This window comes from Corallococcus carmarthensis (assembly GCF_003611695.1).
Classification (GTDB): domain Bacteria; phylum Myxococcota; class Myxococcia; order Myxococcales; family Myxococcaceae; genus Corallococcus; species Corallococcus carmarthensis.
In genome coordinates, this window is record NZ_RAWE01000189.1 from 1 (window position 1) to 20,357 (window position 20,357).

General features: G+C 68.9%; 18 protein-coding genes. All 18 read left to right on the forward strand.

Annotated elements, in window-relative coordinates:
• The first annotated feature begins 44 nt into the window (after positions 1 to 44).
• On the forward strand, positions 45 to 1,280 hold the full coding sequence (locus D7X32_RS33790; RefSeq protein ID WP_244239332.1) for a cyclic nucleotide-binding domain-containing protein: 1,236 nt from the start codon (positions 45 to 47) through the stop codon (positions 1,278 to 1,280).
• 177 nt (positions 1,281 to 1,457) lie between these two features.
• Positions 1,458 to 2,372, forward strand: coding sequence for a hypothetical protein (locus D7X32_RS33795; protein WP_147450375.1), 915 nt, complete (start codon positions 1,458 to 1,460; stop codon positions 2,370 to 2,372).
• Positions 2,373 to 2,378: 6 nt separating this feature from the next.
• Positions 2,379 to 4,094 carry an AMP-binding protein gene (locus D7X32_RS33800; protein ID WP_120606697.1) on the forward strand — a complete coding sequence of 572 codons (1,716 nt, stop codon included), beginning with the start codon at positions 2,379 to 2,381 and terminating at the stop codon, positions 4,092 to 4,094.
• Between the two features lie 13 nt (positions 4,095 to 4,107).
• Positions 4,108 to 4,494, forward strand: a complete 387-nt coding sequence (locus D7X32_RS33805; protein ID WP_120606698.1) for a DUF4280 domain-containing protein — start codon at positions 4,108 to 4,110, stop codon at positions 4,492 to 4,494.
• Positions 4,487 to 5,566 carry a type VI secretion system protein IglI family protein gene (locus D7X32_RS33810; protein ID WP_120606699.1) on the forward strand — a complete coding sequence of 360 codons (1,080 nt, stop codon included), beginning with the start codon at positions 4,487 to 4,489 and terminating at the stop codon, positions 5,564 to 5,566. The genes D7X32_RS33805 and D7X32_RS33810 overlap by 8 nt, the downstream gene beginning before the upstream one ends.
• A 5-nt stretch (positions 5,567 to 5,571) precedes the next feature.
• Positions 5,572 to 6,468 carry a hypothetical protein gene (locus D7X32_RS33815; protein WP_120606700.1) on the forward strand — a complete coding sequence of 299 codons (897 nt, stop codon included), beginning with the start codon at positions 5,572 to 5,574 and terminating at the stop codon, positions 6,466 to 6,468.
• Between the two features lie 136 nt (positions 6,469 to 6,604).
• Positions 6,605 to 7,246, forward strand: a complete 642-nt coding sequence (tssB, locus tag D7X32_RS33820; RefSeq protein ID WP_120606701.1) for a type VI secretion system contractile sheath small subunit — start codon at positions 6,605 to 6,607, stop codon at positions 7,244 to 7,246.
• Between the two features lie 40 nt (positions 7,247 to 7,286).
• Positions 7,287 to 8,774, forward strand: a complete 1,488-nt coding sequence (tssC, locus tag D7X32_RS33825) for a type VI secretion system contractile sheath large subunit (protein ID WP_120606702.1) — start codon at positions 7,287 to 7,289, stop codon at positions 8,772 to 8,774.
• Between the two features lie 55 nt (positions 8,775 to 8,829).
• Positions 8,830 to 9,414 (forward strand): hypothetical protein, encoded by a 585-nt coding sequence (locus D7X32_RS33830; RefSeq protein WP_120599257.1) that lies wholly within the window; start codon positions 8,830 to 8,832, stop codon positions 9,412 to 9,414.
• Positions 9,415 to 9,500: 86 nt separating this feature from the next.
• A complete protein-coding gene (gene tssK, locus D7X32_RS33835) occupies positions 9,501 to 10,751 on the forward strand; it encodes a type VI secretion system baseplate subunit TssK (protein WP_120606703.1) in 1,251 nt (416 codons plus the stop codon).
• A gap of 5 nt (positions 10,752 to 10,756) precedes the next feature.
• Positions 10,757 to 11,146 (forward strand): GPW/gp25 family protein, encoded by a 390-nt coding sequence (locus D7X32_RS33840; RefSeq protein WP_120606704.1) that lies wholly within the window; start codon positions 10,757 to 10,759, stop codon positions 11,144 to 11,146.
• Positions 11,146 to 12,825: a hypothetical protein gene (locus D7X32_RS33845; RefSeq protein ID WP_120606705.1), complete on the forward strand. Its 1,680-nt coding sequence runs from the start codon at positions 11,146 to 11,148 to the stop codon at positions 12,823 to 12,825. Before D7X32_RS33840 ends, D7X32_RS33845 begins: the two co-directional genes overlap by 1 nt.
• A gap of 12 nt (positions 12,826 to 12,837) precedes the next feature.
• Entirely contained in the window at positions 12,838 to 13,455 is a 618-nt protein-coding gene (locus D7X32_RS33850) for a hypothetical protein (protein ID WP_120606706.1), read from the forward strand.
• 43 nt (positions 13,456 to 13,498) lie between these two features.
• Entirely contained in the window at positions 13,499 to 15,145 is a 1,647-nt protein-coding gene (locus D7X32_RS33855) for a type VI secretion system baseplate subunit TssF (protein ID WP_120606707.1), read from the forward strand.
• 12 nt (positions 15,146 to 15,157) lie between these two features.
• Positions 15,158 to 15,799: a DotU family type IV/VI secretion system protein gene (locus D7X32_RS33860; protein WP_120606708.1), complete on the forward strand. Its 642-nt coding sequence runs from the start codon at positions 15,158 to 15,160 to the stop codon at positions 15,797 to 15,799.
• Entirely contained in the window at positions 15,796 to 16,116 is a 321-nt protein-coding gene (locus D7X32_RS33865; protein WP_244239333.1) for a hypothetical protein, read from the forward strand. Before D7X32_RS33860 ends, D7X32_RS33865 begins: the two co-directional genes overlap by 4 nt.
• 2 nt (positions 16,117 to 16,118) lie before the next feature.
• A complete protein-coding gene (locus D7X32_RS33870) occupies positions 16,119 to 19,940 on the forward strand; it encodes a type VI secretion IcmF C-terminal domain-containing protein (protein ID WP_120606710.1) in 3,822 nt (1,273 codons plus the stop codon).
• An 11-nt stretch (positions 19,941 to 19,951) separates the two neighbouring features.
• The coding region (locus tag D7X32_RS33875) for a hypothetical protein (RefSeq protein WP_120606711.1) at positions 19,952 to 20,357 on the forward strand (406 nt) is incomplete at its 3' end.

The window sequence follows — 20,357 nt, forward strand, 5'->3', positions numbered from 1 at the left end:
CGACAGGTCAGTCCGTCCGCGTAGCCCCGCCGTCCCCATCTCCCATGCCCGAGCTTCCCCAGATCCGGACGCCCAGCGGACGCTGGCAAGCGCTCGCGCCGCCCATCACGGGCCCTGACACCGCGCCGGCCCCCACCGAGCCGAAGCCCGCCGTCCAGGCCGCGCCCCCGGGCCTGCGCCCCCGCCGCGTCGACACGCCCTCCAAGCCCACGGCCACGATCGCCGCGGGCGCCTCCGTGGTGTCCACCACCGCTGGAGCCCCGGAGCCGTGGCGCGCGTCCCTGCGCGTCTCCAGCTTCACGGAGCTGGAGATCGAAGCGGACTCGCTGCTGCATGCGGTGGAGCTCGCGGCCCAGCGCGGACTCGCCGAACACGCGCCGGAAGAGGAGCCCATCTACGAGCTGACCGAGGAGGCCGAGCCCGCCCCCGGCACCTGGGACGCGCTGCCGTCCATCCCGCTCTTCTCCGACCTGCCGCGCGACGCGTTCATCCAGCTGTTCGAACGCTGCCCGCTGCGCCGCTTCGGCCCCGGTGAGCGCATCCTCGCGCAGGGCACGCACGGCGCGGCCTTCTACGTCATCTGCGAGGGCAGCGTGCGCGTCTTCCGTGAGGAGGAAGGCCGCCGCCAGGACCTGGCCACGCTGGAGGTCGGAGCCTTCTTCGGCGAGATGGCGCTCCTGTCCGGAGCCCCGCGCGCCGCCTCCGTGGAGTCCATCTCCGACGACACGCAGGTGCTCGAAATCTCCGCCGCCGTGCTCGCGACGCTTTCACTCAGCCACCCACCCGTGGCGAAGGCCCTCAAGAAGTTCTGCCGCGAGCGCCTCCTCGCGAACGTGATGAACAGCTCCGCGCTGTTCCGTCCCTTCAACCGCAAGGACCGCCGCAACCTCGTGGAGCGCTTCCGGGCCCGCGACGTCGAGCGCGGTGACGTCATCATCCGCGAAGGCGGCCCCACCGACGGCCTCTACGTCGTCCTCTCCGGCGAGGTGGAGGTCCACAAGAACGGGCAGCGCCTGTCCAGCCTCAAGGAAGGGGACCTCTTCGGCGAAATCTCCCTCCTCCAGAAGACGCCGGCCACCGCCACCGTGGAGGCCTCGCGCCACACCACGCTGCTGCGCCTGCCGCGCGAGGACTTCGACTCGCTCATCTCCAGCCACCCGCAGGTGCTGATGCTCGTGTCGGACCTGAGCGACGAACGCCTGCGCCGCACGGAGCACGTGCTGGGCGGCGACACCGGCACCGCGCCGGACGACGACGAAGAAGACCTGATCCTCGTCTGACAGCGCCCCCAGGGGTCCCACGGGCCGAGGCCCACCCGGGAAGTCACCTGACGCACCTGGACGGCGCGCGGTGCATCCCCGCCGGTCGGTCTCCCCCTGGACGACCCACCAGGCCCGTGGCAACGGGAGCAGGGCGCAAGGTTGTGACACCCGGAAGCGCCCGCTATCCTGCCCGGCATGGCTGGAGGCCAGCACGCGACAGCGGGATTGGGGCCCGACGACATCGCCGAGCTGGAAGCCCTTGGCTCCGAGCCCGGCTATGACGTGTTCCTGGCCCCCGCGCGAGCCCTCGAAGGCGCCGTGGAGGAGTGCCGCTCCAACATCGCGCTCGCCTTCCACAACACGAAGCGCGGCGTGGACAGCGTCCTGGCCCGTGAAGCAGAGATCGCCGCGCTCCCGGGCGTGAACGTGGACGAACTGCGTGACCTGCCGCTGCTCGCCCAGGGACTGGCCTTCGCCGCGTTGCGCGTCCAGCGCGACATGCGGGCCAGTTCCTTCGGAAGCCTCTTCGAGCGCGCCCAGCAGCTGCGCCGCAAACTGCTGAAGACGGCGGAGGCGCTCGCGGAGGCCTCGTTCCTCACCGCCAGCGACGTGGCGGCCAGTCACGAAGGGGGCCACCGCGACGTGGTGGGGGACTGCCTGGGACTGGTGGCGCTGTTCCGCCAGAACGAGGCGAAGCTCGCCGGCCGTTCGCCCGTCACCCCCGAGGACGTGAACGAGGTGGAGCGCGTGGCGGAGCAGCTGCGCGCCCTGCTCGCGGCCCCAGGAGAAGGCCGCGACACCGGGAACTCGCCGCTGCTCTTCGAGGCCACGGAGACGCGCGACCGCTTCTGGACGCTGCTCACCCGGCGCCACGATGTCCTCTGGCGCTGCGGCGCGTGGCTCTTCGGCCGGGATGTGGACATGCACGTGCCGCCGCTCCAGGCCCGCCACCCGTTGGTGCGCGCCGTGGTGCCCACGTCCATCGAACGCGCGAAGCAGCAGACGCCAGCGAAGCGCGGGGCAACCCCGATCGACTACGCCCCGGACAGCAACGTGCGCTCCAAGGTCCGCTTCATGGTGAAGGTCGGCTTCGACTTTCCCTCCCGCTAGACACCCATGCCTTTCGACGTGAAGGACATCCTCCGGCAGTTGGAAGCCGGCTTCGCCCCGGAGTCCGGTGCCCCGAAGTGGTGGCAGGAGAGCTGGGAGGATCCGGACGGGTTCGCCGTGGCGCTCGCGGAGGCCCACGCGGGCCGGGGCGTCCCGCCGCCCAAGAGCCGCCCCGGGCAGCAGTACGACTTCTTCCACGACCTCATCGTCCGCCACGTCGCGCTGGAGCGCCCCGCGTTCCGCACGCACGTGCGCATCCAGGGCTGGCAGGCCCTGGCCTACCGCACCCTGCACGACCTGGCCGCGCGCCGGGCCTCTGAATGGGCGGATCAGGGCGTCGAACCGGGCGCCAAGGTGTGCCTGGTCCACGGCGTGGGGCAGGAGCTGCTCGTGTCGCTCCTGGCCACGCTGAAGCTGGGCGGCTGCTTCACGCTGCTGCCGCCCATGGGCCCGCGCGCCATGGCCACGCGGTTGGAGGCCCTGACGCCGGACTTCATCGCCGCCGAGCCCCACCAGCTCCCGCTCCTCAAGGGCCACGAACAGCTCCTGCTCAAGAGCCAGGGGAGGGGAGCGCCGGGCTTCACGTCCCACACGTACAAGCCCACGGACGTGGTGGGGCTGCTCTTCTCGCCGCTGGTGGATCCGCCGCACACGCCCGTGCCCCTCACCGCGGAGAACGCGTGGAAGGGCGCCATTGGCGACGGGATGCTCACCTTCGGCCTGGGCCAGGGGGACATCCTCGCGGCGCCGGACTTCCCGGTGCTCCAGCACCTGCCCGCGCTCCTCTTCGCCACGCTGCTGCGCGGCGCCACCTACCTGCACCTGGACATGGCGGACCTGGCGCTCAACCCGGCCCCGCTGCTGGAGCACCCGCTGCGCGCCCTGGGCGTCACGCCGAAGCTGCGTGACCTGCTCCTGCGCCACCGCGCCTCGCTGCGCAACGTGCAGCACTGGTTCCGCAACCCGGAGGAGCCCTACGACGCGCAGGCGTGGCGCACGTGGGTGAAACAGTGCGGCCTCCAGTCCGTGCCGTCCTCCAACATCCTCATCGACGCGTCGGCCGGTGGCGCGGTGCTGGTGTCGTCGCGCGGCGTGACGGAGGCGCCCACGGACGTGCACACGGACGTCTTCCCCGTCCCGGGCCGCGCGTGGACGCTGAAGGATCCGAACGAGAGCGGGCAGGGCGCTCCCACGGACGTGGGCGTCTTCACGCTCCAGCCGGACAAGGACCGCCCGCCGGGCCACGTCCTGCTCGCGCGGATCCGCCAGCGCTACCACTACGCGGGCACGCAGGGCTTCCGTCATGAAGGCCGCCCCTACTCCGCGAAGGAGGTCACCGCCGCGCTGGAGGGCGTGCCGTTCCTCGTGGGCACCAGCGTGGTGCCGGTGTCCACCGGAGGGCTCGCCAGCCATTCACGCTTCATCCTCCTGGCCTTCACCGGGGCCACGCCTGCTCCCCCGTCCAGCGAGCAAGAGATCAACCGGCGCGTCGAAATGCTCCTGGGTGGGGACTTCCTGCCCGACCGCATCGAGTTCTTTCCGCTCTTTCCCCACCGGGTGAAGGGTGCCGTCGACGACGCGTGGTGCGCCTCGCAGTTCTTCACTGGCGCGCTGCACCGCAAGGCGAAGGACCCGATGTTCCAGGCCCTCACCGCCCTCAGGGGACGACTGCTGGCAAGCGCCGCCGCTTCGGGCGAAGATGTCCCGTCGCCAGTGCGGTGAAAAGGAGCGGCACATGGGTGTCCAGGTCGTGATGGGAGCGATGCTCCAATGCAGCTTCGGGGTGGCGCCCTCGTCGCTGATGGTCCTTCCCGTGAACAAGGTGATGGCCACGACGCCCGCGGCGAACATCATGGACAACAAGCCGTTCGTGAACGTGCTGCCCTTCGGTATGTGCAGCTCGCTGGCGAACCCCATGGTCGCGGCGGCCACCGCGGCGGCCCTCGGCGTCCTCACCCCCATGCCCTGCATCCCCGCCACCGCGGCCCCCTGGGTGCCCGGGTGTCCCAAGGTGCTCATCGGCAACATGCCGGCCTTGGAAAGCAACTCCAAGTGCATGTGCAGCTACGGCGGCGTCATCCAGGTCGTCTCTCCCGGACAGATGGTGGCCATCGATGGGTAGCCCGGCCCTGGTGGTGGAAGCCGTCGACTTCACGCTGCTCGACGCGGAGTTCACCAGCGCCCCGGTGCCGCTCGACGAGTCCGAAGGTCCGGATCCGCGCCTGGAGGCCATCACCGGCCTCGTCGCCAAGAGCGAATACGCGGACGCCGCCCGCGCCGCAGCGGTGCTCCTACGCGCGGGCGTGCGCGACGTGCGCCTCGTGGGGCCGTACCTCTTTGGCCACTTCTTCGCGGAGGGCATGAAGGCGCTGCCCGTCCTGTTCCGCTCCCTCAAGCGCACGCTGACGGAGAACTGGGACTTCTTCGGCCCGATGGAGAAGAAGCTCGTCTTCGCGGACACCGGCCTGCGCTGGCTGCTGAAGATGATGGGCAAGCACCTGGAACACCACACGCGCCTCAAGGACGCGCAGTGGCAGGCCTGGTGCGCCCCCGGCAGCCGCGAGCCCATCGAGGAGGCCCTGGCCCTGGGCGATCCGCTCATCGCCGCCCTCGCCATCCTCCAGAAGGGCGCGTGCGTGGATGCCATGCGCACGCTGCTCGGCGCGCTGCGCTCCCACGCCCAGGCCGTGCCCTTCCTGCCCCCGCCGGAGGAGCCCCAGGCCGCCGCCCCCGCGCTCGCCGCCGCTCCGGACGAGGACGACGACGAGGACGAGGACGACGAAGGGGAGGAGGAAGAGGAGGCCCGCCCCGCGCCCAGGAAGAAGGCCGCCCGCGCCGAAGCCCCGGACACCGGCCCCAGCGTGCCCATGTCGCCGGCGCTCGCGCAGCTGGTCCGCAAGCTGTCTGCCTTTGAAGCGCTGGTGGAGCGCGAGGACTACACCAAGGCGAGCGTCATCGCCGTGGACGTGCTCGCCACCGTGGAGCGCTTCGATCCGCGCGTGTATCTGCCCCAGCTGTTCTCCGGCTTCTTCAACGGCCTGGCGCAGCACGCGGAGGCCATCGAGCCCATGCTGCACAACACGGAGACGCTGTCCTTCCGCGCCATGGATCAGCTCTACCGCGTGGACCTGGACGCGTTCCTCGTCGCCCAGCAGCGGCAGCCGTCCCGCGGCGGCTCCGAGTACGACGAATAGCCCCCATGGCACAGGAGCGTGAACAGCCGGGCCGCAAGCTCACCGTCGAGGAGCGCATCAGCGAGCGCATCCGCAGCTTCGACGTGCCGGCCCTCCTGGACCTGCTCGCCAAGGAAGGCTACGGCGAAGCGGAGGTGGAGTTCCGCAGCCACCGCAGCACCGTGCACCAGCAGAACCTGGTGCATGCCATTGAATTCACCCGCCAGCCGCGCAAGCGCGTGGTCATCACCGTCAACCTGGGCCTGCTCAGCGTGCAGACGCCGCTGCCGTCCTTCCTCTTCCAGGCCATGGACCGCCTGGAGCAGGACACGATGGCGGACTTCCTGGGTTACTTCGACCACCTGCTGCTGCGGACGCGCTTCGCGGGCCAGTTCCCGGATCGCGACGAATCCCTGCTGCCCGGCTGGGAGCACAACACCTCGCACCGGCTGCGCCTGTTGCGGCTCGCGTGCCCCAGCAGCCTGCACTGGCTCTTCGCCAAGGTCTTCCCGGAGGCGGAGGTGCTGGTGCGCCGCGAGACGCGCCGCCAGCGCATCGAAGCCAAGGGCATCCGTCTGGGCGCCGCCGCGCTCGGGGATGGCAGCGCGGTGGGCGGCTTCGCCACCGTCCCCACGGGCGGGGTGGAGGTGCGGCTGTTCCTCAACGAGCCGCACTCCGGCACCGGCATCCCCTGGGCCGTGGAGGCCCGCCGGCGCCTCAACACCCGCATCCTTCCGAGCCTGGCGGAGACGCCGCTCGCCCTCACCGTCGTCCTGTGCCTGCGTGATCAGAGCAGCTTCGCGAGGCTCCAGGACGGCAGTCACCTGGGTTACGAGCCGCTGGTAGGCGGACCGGAACAGACCCAGGAGGTCCTCCTGTTCACGGGGGACACCGCTCAATTGCGATCAGCAGAACCCCGCTAGACCTGTCATGTCGGCTGGTTGACGCGAATTCCTGATCGCGCCTAGGCTGTAAATGTTCACTCGGCAGGGCGTACTCCCGGGGCGGCTTCAGTAGGACGGGGGGAATCAAACGCACTGCGAATGTCAGGGAGTCACCGTGGCCATTCAGGACCAGCTTCCCAAATCCCGCATCACCCTCACGTACCGCACCACCATCAACGGCGAACAGGAGACAGTGAACCTGCCGTTGCGACTCCTGGTCATGGGCGACTACTCGCTGGGGACCTCCGAGGATCGCAAGACGGATCTGGAGACGCGCAAGCTGCGCTCCGTGGACGGCCGCAACCTGGACGAGTTGATGAAGGACATGAAGATGTCCGCCAACTTCCAGGTCGCCAACCGCATCAACCCGGACGTGGAGGAGGAGCTGAACGTCACGCTCCCCATCGACCGGATGAAGTCCTTCCACCCGGATGAGATCGTCAAGCACGTGCCGAAGCTCAAGGCGCTGCTGCTCCTGAAGACGCTCCTCGTGGAGATGCAGTCGAACATCGACAACCGCAAGGACCTGCGCCGCGAACTCTACGAGCTGTTCTCCAAGCCGGACGCGCTCAAGGAGCTGCTCAACGAGCTGAAGGGCTACGAGAGCATGCGCCTGCCTTCAGGTGAGGCCGCGAAGACGGACGCCCCCGCCGCCGCCGCTCCTGCCGCTGGCAAGCCCGCCACGGGTGCCGCCGCCGCCACGGCCGCGGTCGCCGCCACCGTCGCCGCGGGTGCCAAGCCCCCGGCCGCTTCCTGATCCGCCTTCCCACCTCTTCGACTTCTAAAAGGACTCCGCCATGGCTGAGACCACCTACCTGAAGCGCCTGTTCACCAGCGTCCGGCTCGATCCGCCCCAGGAATCGGCGCCGATGATCACCACCAACTTCGCGCCCGTCGTCGACGAGCAGCAGGTCACCCTGGAGAGCCGCTTCCTCTCCAGCGTCGCCGCGCTGCTGCAGAACGTCGCGCCCGTGGAAGGCCCGGACAACACCGCCCGCTTCGACAAGGGCCAGGTGCTGGACGTCATCAGCCGCATCGATCGCATGATCGACGCGCAGATGAACGAGATCCTCCACAACGACACGTTCCAGCAGCTGGAGTCCACGTGGCGCGGCCTGGAGGACCTGGTCGACCACACGAACTTCAAGGCCAACATCGCCATCGACATCCTGGACGTCGCCAAGGATGAGCTGGCGGAGGACTTCGAGAACAACTCCAGCAACATCTTCGCCGGAGCGCTGTTCGACAAGGTCTACATCCAGGAGTACGACCAGTACGGCGGCCGCCCCTTCGGCGCCATCGTCGGTCTGTACGACTTCTCCTCGTCCCCCGCGGACCTGACCTGGCTGCAGCGCATGGCCAAGGTTTCGAACGCCGCCCACGCGCCGTTCATCTCCGCCGTGAACCACAAGTTCTTCGGCTGCGAGACCATCGAGGAGATGGAGGCCATCAAGAACCTGGAGGGCGTGCTCGCCCACCCGCGGTTCGGCCGTTGGAACGCGTTCCGCGACACGGAGGAGGCCGCGTACGTGGGCCTGACCTTCCCGCGCTACGTGCTGCGCCTGCCCTGGCACCCGGACAAGAACCCCTGCGACGTCCTCAACTTCACCGAGACGGCGCGCGGCGACTCCGACAAGTACCTCTGGGGCAACTCCGCCATCCTGCTCGCGCGCAACATGGTGAAGGCGTTCGAGATCTCCGGCTGGTGCCAGTCCATCCGCGGCCCCAAGGGCGGCGGTCTGATCTCCGGCCTGCCCGTGGACACGTTCTCCCTGCGCGGCCAGGAGGAGATCAAGGCCCCGGTGGAGATCGCCATCCCGGACTACCGCGAGTACGAGTTCGCGCGCTCCGGCTTCATCCCGCTCGTGTACCGCAAGGGATCCAGCGACGCGACGTTCTTCAGCACCCAGTCCGCCAAGGTCGCCAAGACGTTCAAGGACCCCAAGGACTCGGAGAACTCGCAGCTCGTCACGAACCTGGCCTACACGTTCTCCATCACCCGGCTCGCGCACTACGTGAAGTGCATCATGCGCGACAACATCGGCAACACGGCGGACGCGCCCTACATCCAGCGCCAGCTGGACTCGTGGCTGTCCAACTACGTCACGACCGTGGCCAACCCGGACGACCTCACCGTGCGCCGCTTCCCGTTCAAGGCGAGCAGCGTCGCCGTCTTCCCGCGCCCCGGTGAGATCGGCTGGTACGACTGCAAGCTGGCCGTGCTCCCGCACATCCAGTTCGAAGGCCTCAACGTGGAGCTGATGCTCGAGTCGCGGCTCGGTTAAGCCGCATCCCACCTGGGGCAGGTGAGTGCCTGCCCCGCTTACCCTGGAGTGACAGATGCCCCAGTTTTCGCGCAACCTGGACGTGTATCAGGGCTTCAACTTCAAGAAGGACAAGCAGTCCCCCGTGGGCTACATCACCGCCATCACCATTGGCGGCCAGGCCCTGGCGCCGGATCAGGAGACCATCAAGGATCCTGAGAACCCGGACGCGGCCATTGGCGACAAGGTCGTCGCGGTGCTCAACCACTACCTGTGGGAGACGGGCGTGACGGACGCCATGTACTTCTCCGGCCAGGTGTCGGTGGCGAACAAGCAGAAGGTGGCGGAGATGCTGCTGGGCAACTTCAGCAACATTGAAGTCAACTTCAAGTACGTCATCTACGAGTACGACCCCATCGGGAAGAAGTACTTCAAGTCCAACTTCCTCGACGCGGAGATGAAGGGTCTGCTCGAGAAGAACGGCGACGACCTGAACATGTCCGTCGCGGACAACGAGTCGCGCGAGGTTCAGTCGCCCAAGAACTTCACGTTCCAGATTGGCATCAAGCCGCAGGCGGCCGAGCAGTCCCTGAACCTGGCCACCTCGTCCGCCAAGAAGATCGCGAAGAAGTGGGGCATCACCGAGGCGGCCGCCAAGTAGCTTTTGACGCGGTCTGTGCCTAAACCGGGCCGGGAGCAACACTCGCTCCCGGCCTGGAACGGGCGGGCGGAAGGAAAGAACGGCGCATGCAGCGGTACAAGCTCGCACGGGTCCGCTGGCACGTAGGCCAGACGCTTCTTCCGGAGCATTTCGTCGCGCAGGAGGACGCGCTGGACGCGGAGATCCGCCTCCATGCCACCCTGTCCGGCCTGCCGTCCTACGGCGTCGCGAACCTGGCCTGGAACGAGTCGCTCCTGCAGAGCGGCAGCCTGTCCATCTCCGCGCTCACCGTCGTCACCAAGTCCGGGGACCTGCTGGACGTCCCGGGCAACGCCGTCATCGCGCCCATGTCGCTGGAGGCCGTGGGCAAGACGGAGTTCATCGTCTACCTGCACGTGCTGAAGGAGACCGTCAGCGCGGAGGGCATCCGCCTGTACGCGGATGATCCGCCGGTGCTCCAGCGCGTGCTGAACAAGCTGCAGCTGTCCACGGAGCCGGTGCTGGATGGCACCATCGCGTCCCTGGGGCTGGCCGCCGTGTCGCAGGACGAGGAGGGCGCGTGGCACACGTCTCCGGACTGGGTGCCGGCGCTGCTGCTCGTGGGGCCCAACCCCTTCCTGGAGAAGCTGCTCACCACGCTGGATGACCTGTTGGATCAGGTGCGCCAGCAGCTGCTCACGAACATCTCCGACACGTACCTGCGCACGGACCGGCTCACCAACGCGCGCCGGGCCCTGTTCGAGGTGCAGCGGCTCATCGCGCTGCGCCGGGACATGTTCCGGCAGGTGTACGTGCACCCGTACCACCTGTTCGACGCGCTTCGCCGGCTGTACTTCGAGGCGTGCTGCTACCTGGAGATGCTCCCGGACGAGCAGATGCCGGTGTACCAGCACGAGGGGCTGAACGAGGCCCTGGGCGGGTGGATCCGCCTGCTCACGCGCAACTTCCAGCCAGAGGCCACGCGCTCCACGCACAAGGCCTTCCAGGCGAAGGAAGGGCAGTTCCAGATGACGCCGCTGCCGCCGGAGATCCGCTCCGCCAGCGAGGCCTATCTCCTGGTGCAGCGCACCCAGCCCGGGGAGCGCACGCCGCTGGACGGGGTGAAGCTGGCCAGCCCATCGAGGCTGCCGCTGGTGCGCCGCCAGGCGCTCAAGGGCGTGCCGTTCAAGCACGTGCCGTATCCGTCGTTCCCGCACGCGCTGGGGCCGGAGATTGACTGGTACCTGCTGGGCAACGGCGAGGAGTGGCAGCACGCGCTGCGCGAGGACGGCCTGGCCTTCTACGTGACGCCCGCGCTCCGGGGCGCCCAGACCTCGCTGTTCTGGCGGAGGAGCTAGACGCCATGGCGCGCGCACCGTTCCTGGACAAGTTCGCCGCCCGCGCGCAGCGCCCCAACGTGCGCGACAGCCTGGAGCACGTGATGCGCAACATCGAAGCCGTGCTCAACACGAAGAAGGGCTACGGCTTCTTCATGCACGACTTCGGGCTGGGCGGGTACACGGAGAAGCTGGGCACCCGCGAGCTGGTGGAGGCGCTCACCGCGGAGATCCAGCAGGAGATTACGCAGCACGAGCCCCGGCTCACGGAGCCGGAGGTGAAGCTGCGCGGCCGCGACAGCGCGCTGTGGCTGTACTTCGACTGCAAGGGCACCTTCGACGACCAGCCCTGCCACCTGACGCTGCTGTTCCACTCCACCACCGGCCGCGTGCGCGTGCAGGCGGAGGACATCTGATGGCCTTCGCCGACCGCCTGGACCTGGGCCTCACGCTCACCATCGGCGGGACGGCACACGCCATCCCCGCGTCGGACGTGCTCGCGTTCGAACTGGACCTGCACGGCTGGGGGCACGAGGGGAGGGTGGAGTTCCGCGTGCTCGACGAGACGTCGCACGGCGGCCAGAAGCAGGACAAGCTGCTGGCGGACTTCCTCAAGCCGGACCTGGTGGAGGTGGCGCTGGAGCTGAAGGCCGTGCACTCCGACACGGCGACGAAGCCCACCTTCACGTCGCTGAAGGTGAAGGGGCTGGGGCTGGACAAGTCCCTCACGGAGGAGACCGTCGCCCAGGTCAAGGGCGCTGGCATCACCTACCGCCACTACACCGTGCGCTTCGTGGACCCCGCGCGGCTGCTCTGGACGCAGCACTACCCCTGCGTGCTCTACACGCAGAAGACGCTGCAGGACGTGCTGGACGCGCACAAGGGCGACAAGATCACCCTGGCCAATGACTGGGCCGCGCAGCTGGACAAGACGCTGCCGCTCATCTTCCTGGGCCTGTCACCGGAGTCCGGCGCCAGCTTCTACGACTTCGCCGTCTGGTTCGTGCACACGCGCAACGGCGTGCTGGCGTACGACTACACGGCGCAGGGCTACCAGTTTCGCGCGGCGAAGGACGCCACCGGCACGCCCATCACCCTGCGCGCGGCGGACGTGGACCGCGTGTCGGTGGTGTTCCCTGAGGTGGCGCGCCACGACGTGGCCATCCTCAACGCGGCCGCGGAGAGCCCCAAGAACCAGGCCATCACCAACGCCCAGGCCGTCACCGGCATCCGCCAGGACGTGCTCCTGCGCACGGACATCGCGAACGACGTGCAGGCCCGCGTGACGCTGGAGACGGCGCGCCTCAAGGTGCGCGGTCTGGAGGTGGAGCTGGACTGGAACCGCTTCCCCGCAGTGGCCTTCGCGCCGGGCGCGCTGGTGAAGCTGCCGGACACGGCCGGGTGGATGGCCGCGGGCGTGCCCTCCAAGGAGACCTTCCGGGTGCGCCGGATGAGCCTGCGCGCGGAGCCGCTGCCCGTGGAGAGCGTCGAGCCGGAGGCGGGCGGGGACGGGCCGGGGGAAGAAGCCCCACGGCGCCCGAAGCCGGAGAGCCGCTACCTCATCACGTTCACCACGCGGCTGGAGAAGCAGGCCGAGCTGCACGTGGACCTTCCGCCCTTCATCACGCCGGTGTACCCGCGCTTCGTGGAGGGGCTCATCGTCAGCGAAGTGGGCGAGAAGAAGGATGAGACCTGGCAGGCGTACACGGACGACGCCACCTCGCTGGACAGCTACAAGGTGAAGCTGCCGCTCTTCGCGAACCAGATCGTCCAGGTGCCCTTCAACGCGAACCTCCAGCCGGGGCACTTCTACTTCCCGGCCTACAAGGGCGCCCGGGTGCTGGTGGCGCTGGACTTCCTGCGCGCGTGGCTCAAGCGCCACCTGGACTGGCGGGCGGGCGCGCGGCTGCCCTCGGACGGGCAGGGCGTGCACCTGCTCGTCGGCAAGACCACGACAAGCGGCACGTCCATGCGGCACTTCTACGAGGACAACAAGCCGCTGTTCCGGCTGATGCGTACGAACGAGAGCGACACGGAGAAGATTGAGCTCAAGGAAGGCAACCTGCTCATCCTGGTGAAGGAAGAGTCCGCCTAGGCGGGAGGACCGATGGGAGCATCAGGACCGGGAACGCTGGTTTGCAAGATCGAACTGGACAAGGTGAAGGGCATCACCGTCCAGGTCGACAACGCGGATGATCAAATCGTCCAGACCATCGTGATGGACGGCACCAGCATCACCATCACGGTGAAGGGCCCGCAGGAAACGAGCACCATGGTGCAGAAGCAGGACAGCATCGTGGTGACGGTGAAGGACCTCACCTTCGACACCGACACCATCACGATGAAGTCCAAGGGCGTCTCCAAGTGGACCAGCCAGGACACGTTCACGGTGGAGAGCACCAAGGACATGACGCTCAAGACGAGCGCCAAGCTCACCCAGACGGCCACCAGCGACGCGAAGCTGTCCTCCAGCGCCAACGTGAACATCGAAGCCACGTCCAAGCTGGCCATGAAGGGCAACATGGGCGCGGAGATGGTGACGTCCGGCGGTGAGGCCAAGGTGGACGGCGTGACGCTGAAGCTCGCCGGCAAGACGCAGGCGGAGATGTCCGGCGCGATGACCAAGGTGTCCGGCACCGGCAAGCTGGACCTGGAGAGCTCCGGCATGGCGAACCTGAAGGGCTCCATCACCAGCGTGGGCGGCGCGCTGGTGAAGCTGGGCTGAAGCAACCCATGGCAACGACAGACGTACGGCGGGAGAGCGGGCGGTGAAGGACTTTTCAGAGAAGATCTACCTGGACTTCCTGTCGGAGCTGGACGGGCTGGAGCGCTTCCGGACGCGCTTCCAGGAGCGGCACCCGGCGGCACCGTTGGACCGCGAGGACCCGGACGTGCGCCGCCTCATCGAGGCGATGGCGTTCTTCTCCGTGCAGACGCGGCACGCCACGCTGCACAACCTGCGCTCCACCTGGCGCCGGCTGTTCGCGGGCTTCTTCGACTTCCTCCTGGAGCCCGTGCCCGCCGCCGCCATGGCGCAGGCCGTGCCCACGGAGAAGATGGTGGAGCCGGTGCTCCTCACCCGGGGCACGGAGCTGCGCTTGACGCCCGCGGAGGGCGTGGCGGGTTCCTTCCGCATCCAGCGCGACCTGCGCGTGCTGCCCATCTTCCTCAAGGGCACGGACGTGGTGCCGCAGGTGCGCAGCGGCCACCGGCTCATCCTCCGCTTCGAGTCCCGCTTCGCGCGCAAGGACGCCATCGACGTGCTCAGCCTGCACGTGCGCCACCTGGACGACTACCGCTCGTCGCTGGCGGTGTTCCACGCGCTGCGCAAGCACCTGAAGCAGGTGAGCGTCGTCTACGACGAAGAGGCGGACGAGCACTCCGTGGGCAGCCCCTGCGAGGTGTCCTTCAACCGCGACCCGCCCGCGCCGGACGACGGCGGCCTCTACGCGCACCCGTTCCAGCGCCTGCGCGCGTTCTTCCAGTTCCCGGAGCAGCAGCTCTTCGTGCACGTGAAGGTGCCGCCGCCGCGCGGCAGCTCCTGGATGCGGTTCTGCCTCTGCCTGGACCTGGACAAGGACTGGAACGTGGGCCGGTCGCTGCACCCGGACTTCTTCCAGCTCTTCACCGTGCCGGTGGTGAACCTCAAGGCGGAGCCCGCGCAGGTGGTGGTGGCGGACGGCACGCGCGCGGAGCACCCCATCCTCAGCATGAGCGCGGGGCGCGAGTTCAGCCTGCACTCGGTGACGGGCGTCTTTGAAATGACCAAGGCGGGCCTGTCTCCGCTGCGGCCCGCGTTCCTGCCCGGCAAGGGCCCCAGCTACGAAGTGGATGAGACGTTCGGCGAGCAGCTCACGTCGCGGCACAGCCTCATCGTGCGCATGCCGGAGGCGTTCACCGCGCCGCGCAAGATTGTCTTGGAAGCGCTGTGGCACCAGCCGCAGTTCTCCGCGCAGGCGGCGGGCAGGGTGGAGGTGTCCGTACCGGGCCGTCACATCGAAGGCCTGAAGTGGCAGACCGTGGGCAGCCTCCAGCCCCACCGCGACAGCGTGCTACGGGATGATGTCGAGGCATTGACCCAATTCCTCGCATGGAAGGCGAAGCCCACGCTGGGCCGGGACGAAGTGGTCGCCCTGCTGGGTCACCTGGGGACCCCCGCGGAGAGCCCATTCCGCCGCGTCCTTCCCTGGCTCAAGGAGTTGAAGTTCAGTGTGGTGCCCGACAGCGCGATGAAGGGGTCGGGGATCCGCCACGCTTACGAGGCAGTGATGGAGCCCTTCGACCAAAGCTTCGAGCCTGTCGTCATCTGCTTTCTTGAGCAGTTGAGGGACCTGCTTGATGCTTGGAACAACGAGGCGACCGTCGAGCTCAAGGCCTCGGTGGCGGGGTTGGGGCCGCTACAGCTTCCAACATAGTGAAACACAATCATGAAACTGGAGCATTGGAACGTACTCCTGGCCACGCAGCGTCGCGTGCGTCAGCTCCTCGACCGGGCCCTGCCCGCCGAGCCCGCCCCGGGTGCGCGCCGGCCGCAGGGCAGGGTGGGGCAGGAGGCCCTGGGCCACCTGGAACAGGCGCTGCTGCTCGAACTGGAGCGCCTGCGCGCCGCGTTCGGCGCGGACATGCGCCCGGACGAGGTGGAGGATCTGATCCGTCCCTTCGTCTTCTTCCTGGATGAATGGGTGCTCCGCCGGCTGTCGGACGCGGAGCAACATCTCTGGCCGCTCCTGCAGCAGAACCTGTTCCAGGTCGACTCCGGTGGAGACCTCTTCTACGACTTCGTGGAAGAGAAGTTGCGTCGCAACGACACCCCCTCCATCGTCTTCGAGATGATCCGCTTCTGCCTGGCCGCGGGCTTCACCGGCCGCCTCGTGGGGCAGCCGGAGCGCATCCGCGAATTGAAGGACCGCATCTCCGACCGCATCCCGCAGCCGGCCGCGCTCGCGCAGCCCGCACCGGTGTTGCCGCCGGCGACGCCGGCTGTCTACGACTTCCCGGTGCACTACTACGCCGTGACGGCCCTCATCGTCCTGGGGCTGCCGGTCTTCCTGTGGTGGGTCTCCAATTGAGGCCCTTCCCGACACGCGACGGCACGCCTCCCGCGCCGGCCCCCAAGCCTCCACCGCGGATGGTCGCGCTGCTGGACGCGCTGGAGCAGCAGGTGGGCACGGAGCTGGGGTCGCTGAAGGAGGGCGTGCAGCCGCTCCTGGACTCCGTGCGTGAGGGACTGGTGGCGTTGGATCCGCCCGGAGACGGGATGCTGCCCTCGCCCCTGGAGCAGGAGAAGCTGCGCGCGAAGCTGACCGCCACGTTGGAAGAGGCGGAGGACGTGCTGGAAGCGCTTCAGCTCGCCGTGAAGCCGGGTAGCGGAAGGAGCGGCGGCTGACCGTGGGCGCGCTCCAGTCCATCCTGGCGGCACTGAAGGCCCACTGGGTGCTCGTGTTGGGCATCGTGGTGGTGCTCGCGGCCATTGGCGTGGGCGTGACGCTCTGGTGGCGCAAGCGGCAGCAGCGCGGCCCGGCGCTCGCGGGCGAGCAGAAGCCGCTGGCGTCCGGGCAGCTGCTGGCCATCCGCAAGCAGTTCCTGTCGAAGCTGCCGTGGCGCTTCCGCGCGTCCGTGCGGGACTTCCCCACGCTGGTGGTGCTGGGCCCCGCCGCCAGCGGCAAGTCGGACCTCATCGAGGCGGAGGTGGACTGGGAGCGGCAGAAGCGCCAGTTCATGCCCAGCTTCACGGACGACCCGCTCCTCAAGATCTTCCTGGGGCCGGAAGTCGTGGTGCAGGAGCTGTCCGCGCCCGTGCTGGAGGACGACTCGCGCCACGCGCGGCGCGCGCTGCGCCGGTTGTGGAAGGCCACCTTCGGGCGCAAGCACGTGGGCCGGGTGGTCATCGTCCTGAAGGTGAACTGGCTGCTGGAGACCTCGCCGGACGAGGTGAAGCGCGTCACCCAGCTGTTGCGCGGCAAGGTGAACCTCCTGTCGGAGGTGTGCCAGGCGCCCGTGGAGACGCGGCTGGTCCTCACGCACATGGACACGCTGGACGGCTACGCGGACTTCGCGCAGCTCTTGCGCATGAACGGCGTGCCGCTGGAGCTGGCGGTGCCGCCGCCCGGCAGGGAAGGGGAGCTGGCGACCGCGCTCCAGCCCATGGAGAAGTACCTGGCGCTGGGGCTCACGTCCCTGTCGCCGGACGCGTTCGAGCGGCTGGCGTCCTTCTACGCGCGCGGTGGCGAGGCCTTCGCGGTGCTGGGGCGCTTCGTCTCCACGCTGGTGGAGAGCGGCTCGCTGGCGTTCCCGCTGAAGCTTGATCGTGTGTACCTGTCGTCGGGCCAGAAGGACGCGCAGCCGACCGGGGCGCTGGCGGTGCAGGCGGATCAACCGGTGGAGCGGCTGGTCCGCGACTACCGTTGGACGCACCTGCGCCGGTGCGCGGCCATCGTGGCGGTGGGGTGTCTGCCGGTGCTGTTGGCGTACGCGCACTTCTACCGGATGCTCCTGCGCGCGCAGGACAAGCTGGACGCGTTCCAGGTGACGGTGCAGCGGCTGGAGGAGCGCAACCAGAGCGTGTCCGGCTCCGTGGTGGAGTCCCAGACGAACGAAGCAGTGCGGGCGATGGAGGACCTCTGGGGCGCCACGCGTTACTGGCCGCCCCTGGCGCACAGCTTCACCGACGAGTGGGAGGATCTGCGGGCCCGGCTCGCGCGCAGCATCCGGATGTCCTACCTGAAGCCGATGCTGGAGAAGTGCCAGGACCAGTGCCGGCGCTGCGCGAGCGAGATTCCCGGTTGCCAGCCCGCGCCCGCGTTCGCCAGCCGGGGCACGCGCGCCACGTCGCTGACCCCGGCGTCCTCCGGGGACCCCGGCTGCCACCTGGAGACGCTGTGCCGGCCGGAGCAGGTGCTCTACACACTGGGCGTGCTCTACGCCTCGCGCAACGAGGACCTGGGCCAGTTCGTGCTGCGCAGCGTGCACGGGGCACACAAGAAGCAGCTGGGGTGGACGGCGGAGGCCTTCGGGTTGAGCCTGGCCAGCACGGACCAGGAGCACAACTGGCTGGAGGCGATGGGCCTGGCGGAGCCGATGATCGCCAACTACGTCATCGCCAGCGACAAGCCCTTCGACGAGAACGTCCCCTGGACGCGCTGGCCCTTCTCCTGGCTGACGATGGACAGCCTGCTGGGACCGTGGCGCGAGCACTTCACGCAGCTGCAAGACGTGGTGGCCTCGAAGGACCTGGACCTGGCCCGGTGGCGCGCGCTGAGCGACGAGCGTGAGAACCTGCGCGCCTCACTGGCGGAGAGCGCGCCGTACACCTCCGCCCGGAAGGTGATGGACCTCATCAACGCGTCGGACGCGGAGCCGGACGCAAGCCAGCTCAAAGGCGTGGGCAGCCTGCTGGATTCGCTGGACTGGCTGCGCCAGAACCGCCAGACGCTGGAGGCCATCCTGCGCATGGAGGATGAAGTGGACGCCTCCCTGCGCGCCGCCGCCCGCATGACGCCCGCGGAGCTGCTCACCCGCGCGGACGGCCTCTTCGCCCCCAGCGACGGCGACGCGCGCTACACGGTGGAGGTGCTCAGGCGCGACTACGAGTTCCGCCCCATGGACGTGTCGCGGCAACTCCTGGACAAGGTGCTGCGCACGCTGAAGGAGACGGGCCGCTCGCCGTTCGACGGCAACGCGTTCAACGCGCGCACGGGTGAGACGACGTCCGAGGTCGCCAACGAAGGGGCGGACGATGACGACACGGAGTTCACCAGCGGGCAGGCCCCGGTGGTGGGCCGCGTGCTGGGCAAGGCCGCCTTCGACGCGCAGCTGAGCCCCCTGGTGGACGAGTTCTCCGAGCGGCTCGCCAAGTCGCGCCTGACGCGCGAGGAGGCCGTGGAGCGCGCCACCTTCGTGCAGGGCAAGGTGCAGACGTTCGCGAAGCGCTACGGCCAGGACCTCTACGCGACCTACCGGGGCTACCGCTTCCGCACCACGGCGCGCGGCTCGCTGGCGAGCGACCTGTCCGTGCTGCTGCAGCCGTCCTCCCCGCTGGAGGCGATGCTGCGCGACGTGGCGAGCCGCGCCAGCGTGGGCCCGCTGGAGAACGAGTACTACGCGCCGATGCGCGACGCGGTGGCGCCCTTCAAGCCGGTGGTGCAGCTGATGACGCCGGACAAGAGCGGGGCGCTCGTGGAGCTGGCGGCCTACACCACGCTGGTGTCGCAGCTCCAGCAGGAGCTGTCCGGGGTGAAGCCCGCGCCGGCGAAGCCCGCCGCGCCCAAGGACCCCGCGGCTCCCGCTGGCGCCACGGCGTCCTCGGCGGGCTCGCAGCTGGCGGAGATGCTGTCTCCGGTGGGGCGGGTGGCGCTGAGCATGCTGCTGGAGGAGGAGGACTCGTACCTGCGCCGGGTGGACGCGTGGCTGGATCAGCACGGCCTGGTGGGCGAGTTCCGGCTGCCGTTCCGCCAGCCCTTCGTCGTCGTGCGAAACCGGGGCCGTTCGGAGCTGGAGCGCGTCATCGCGGAGCAGTGGACGTACCAGGCCCGCCGCACGCTGGATCCGCTGGTGAAGCGCTATCCGTTCAACCCCAGCGCGTCGCAGGAAGTGGATCCGGTGGAGCTGGAGGTGCTGCGCCGCAAGGACGGAGCCTTCTGGCAGTACGTCACCCAGGTGCTGGCGCCGGTGGTGGAGGAGCGCGGGACGGACTGGTCGCTGCGCTATCCGCTGAAGTCGCGGCTGCTCCTGCCGCCGCGCATGCTCAGCGCACTGGGCCAGCTGGGCCGCCTGTCGAAGCTCCTGTGGGACGACGAGGGCAAGCCGCGTCCCATCGCGATGCAGGTGCGTCCGCTGCCGCTGCCGACGGCGCCCACGCCGGACAGCTTCGTGACGCTGTCGTACCTGAAGTGCGGCGGGGCGGCGTCGTTCGGGTTCAACCAGCGGCCGGCGTGGGGTGAGTTCCCGCTGAGCTGGTGGAGCCCGCAGCCGTCGTCCATTGGCGTGGAGCTGCGCTCGCCGTCGCGGGATGGCAAGCGCTACCGCTCCATGGAGATGTCCGAGTCGTCCTGGAACTGCTTCCGCCTGCTGGAGTCCGCGACGCTGACGGATCAGTCGAACGTGGTGTGGGTGCTGCCGGGGCGCGGGCTGGCGGCGAACGAGAAGGTGCTGGAGATCAGTTTCGGGCTGCGCGGCGAGCCTTGGGCGCCATTCCGTGGGGTGGTGCCATGAAGGACAGGGGCATGAGGCTGGCCGCGGGACTGGTGACAGCGGTGGTGGTGGGCAGCTGCGCGGCGCCCAGCCTGACGGTGAACATCAAGGCGCCCGCGGGCACCAACCAGGGCCGGCCGCTGTACATGCTCGTGCGCACGGTGTCGAAGACGTCGATGACGGAGGGCTACGCGGACGTCGCGGCCAAGGTCATCAGCCCGGATGAGTCCGTGTTGCAGACGGTGGTCATCTACCCGAGCCGCACGAAGCAGGTGAAGATCCCCCTGCCGCCGGAGCAGGCGGTGGCGGTGAGCTTCCTCTTCACCACGCCCAACGGTGCCTGGCAGGCGCTGCTGGACGTGCCGGTGCCCAGGTCGGTGGACATCGAGCTGCAGGAGAGCCGCATCCGCACGGACCTGCCGAAGAGCCTGTCCGCCC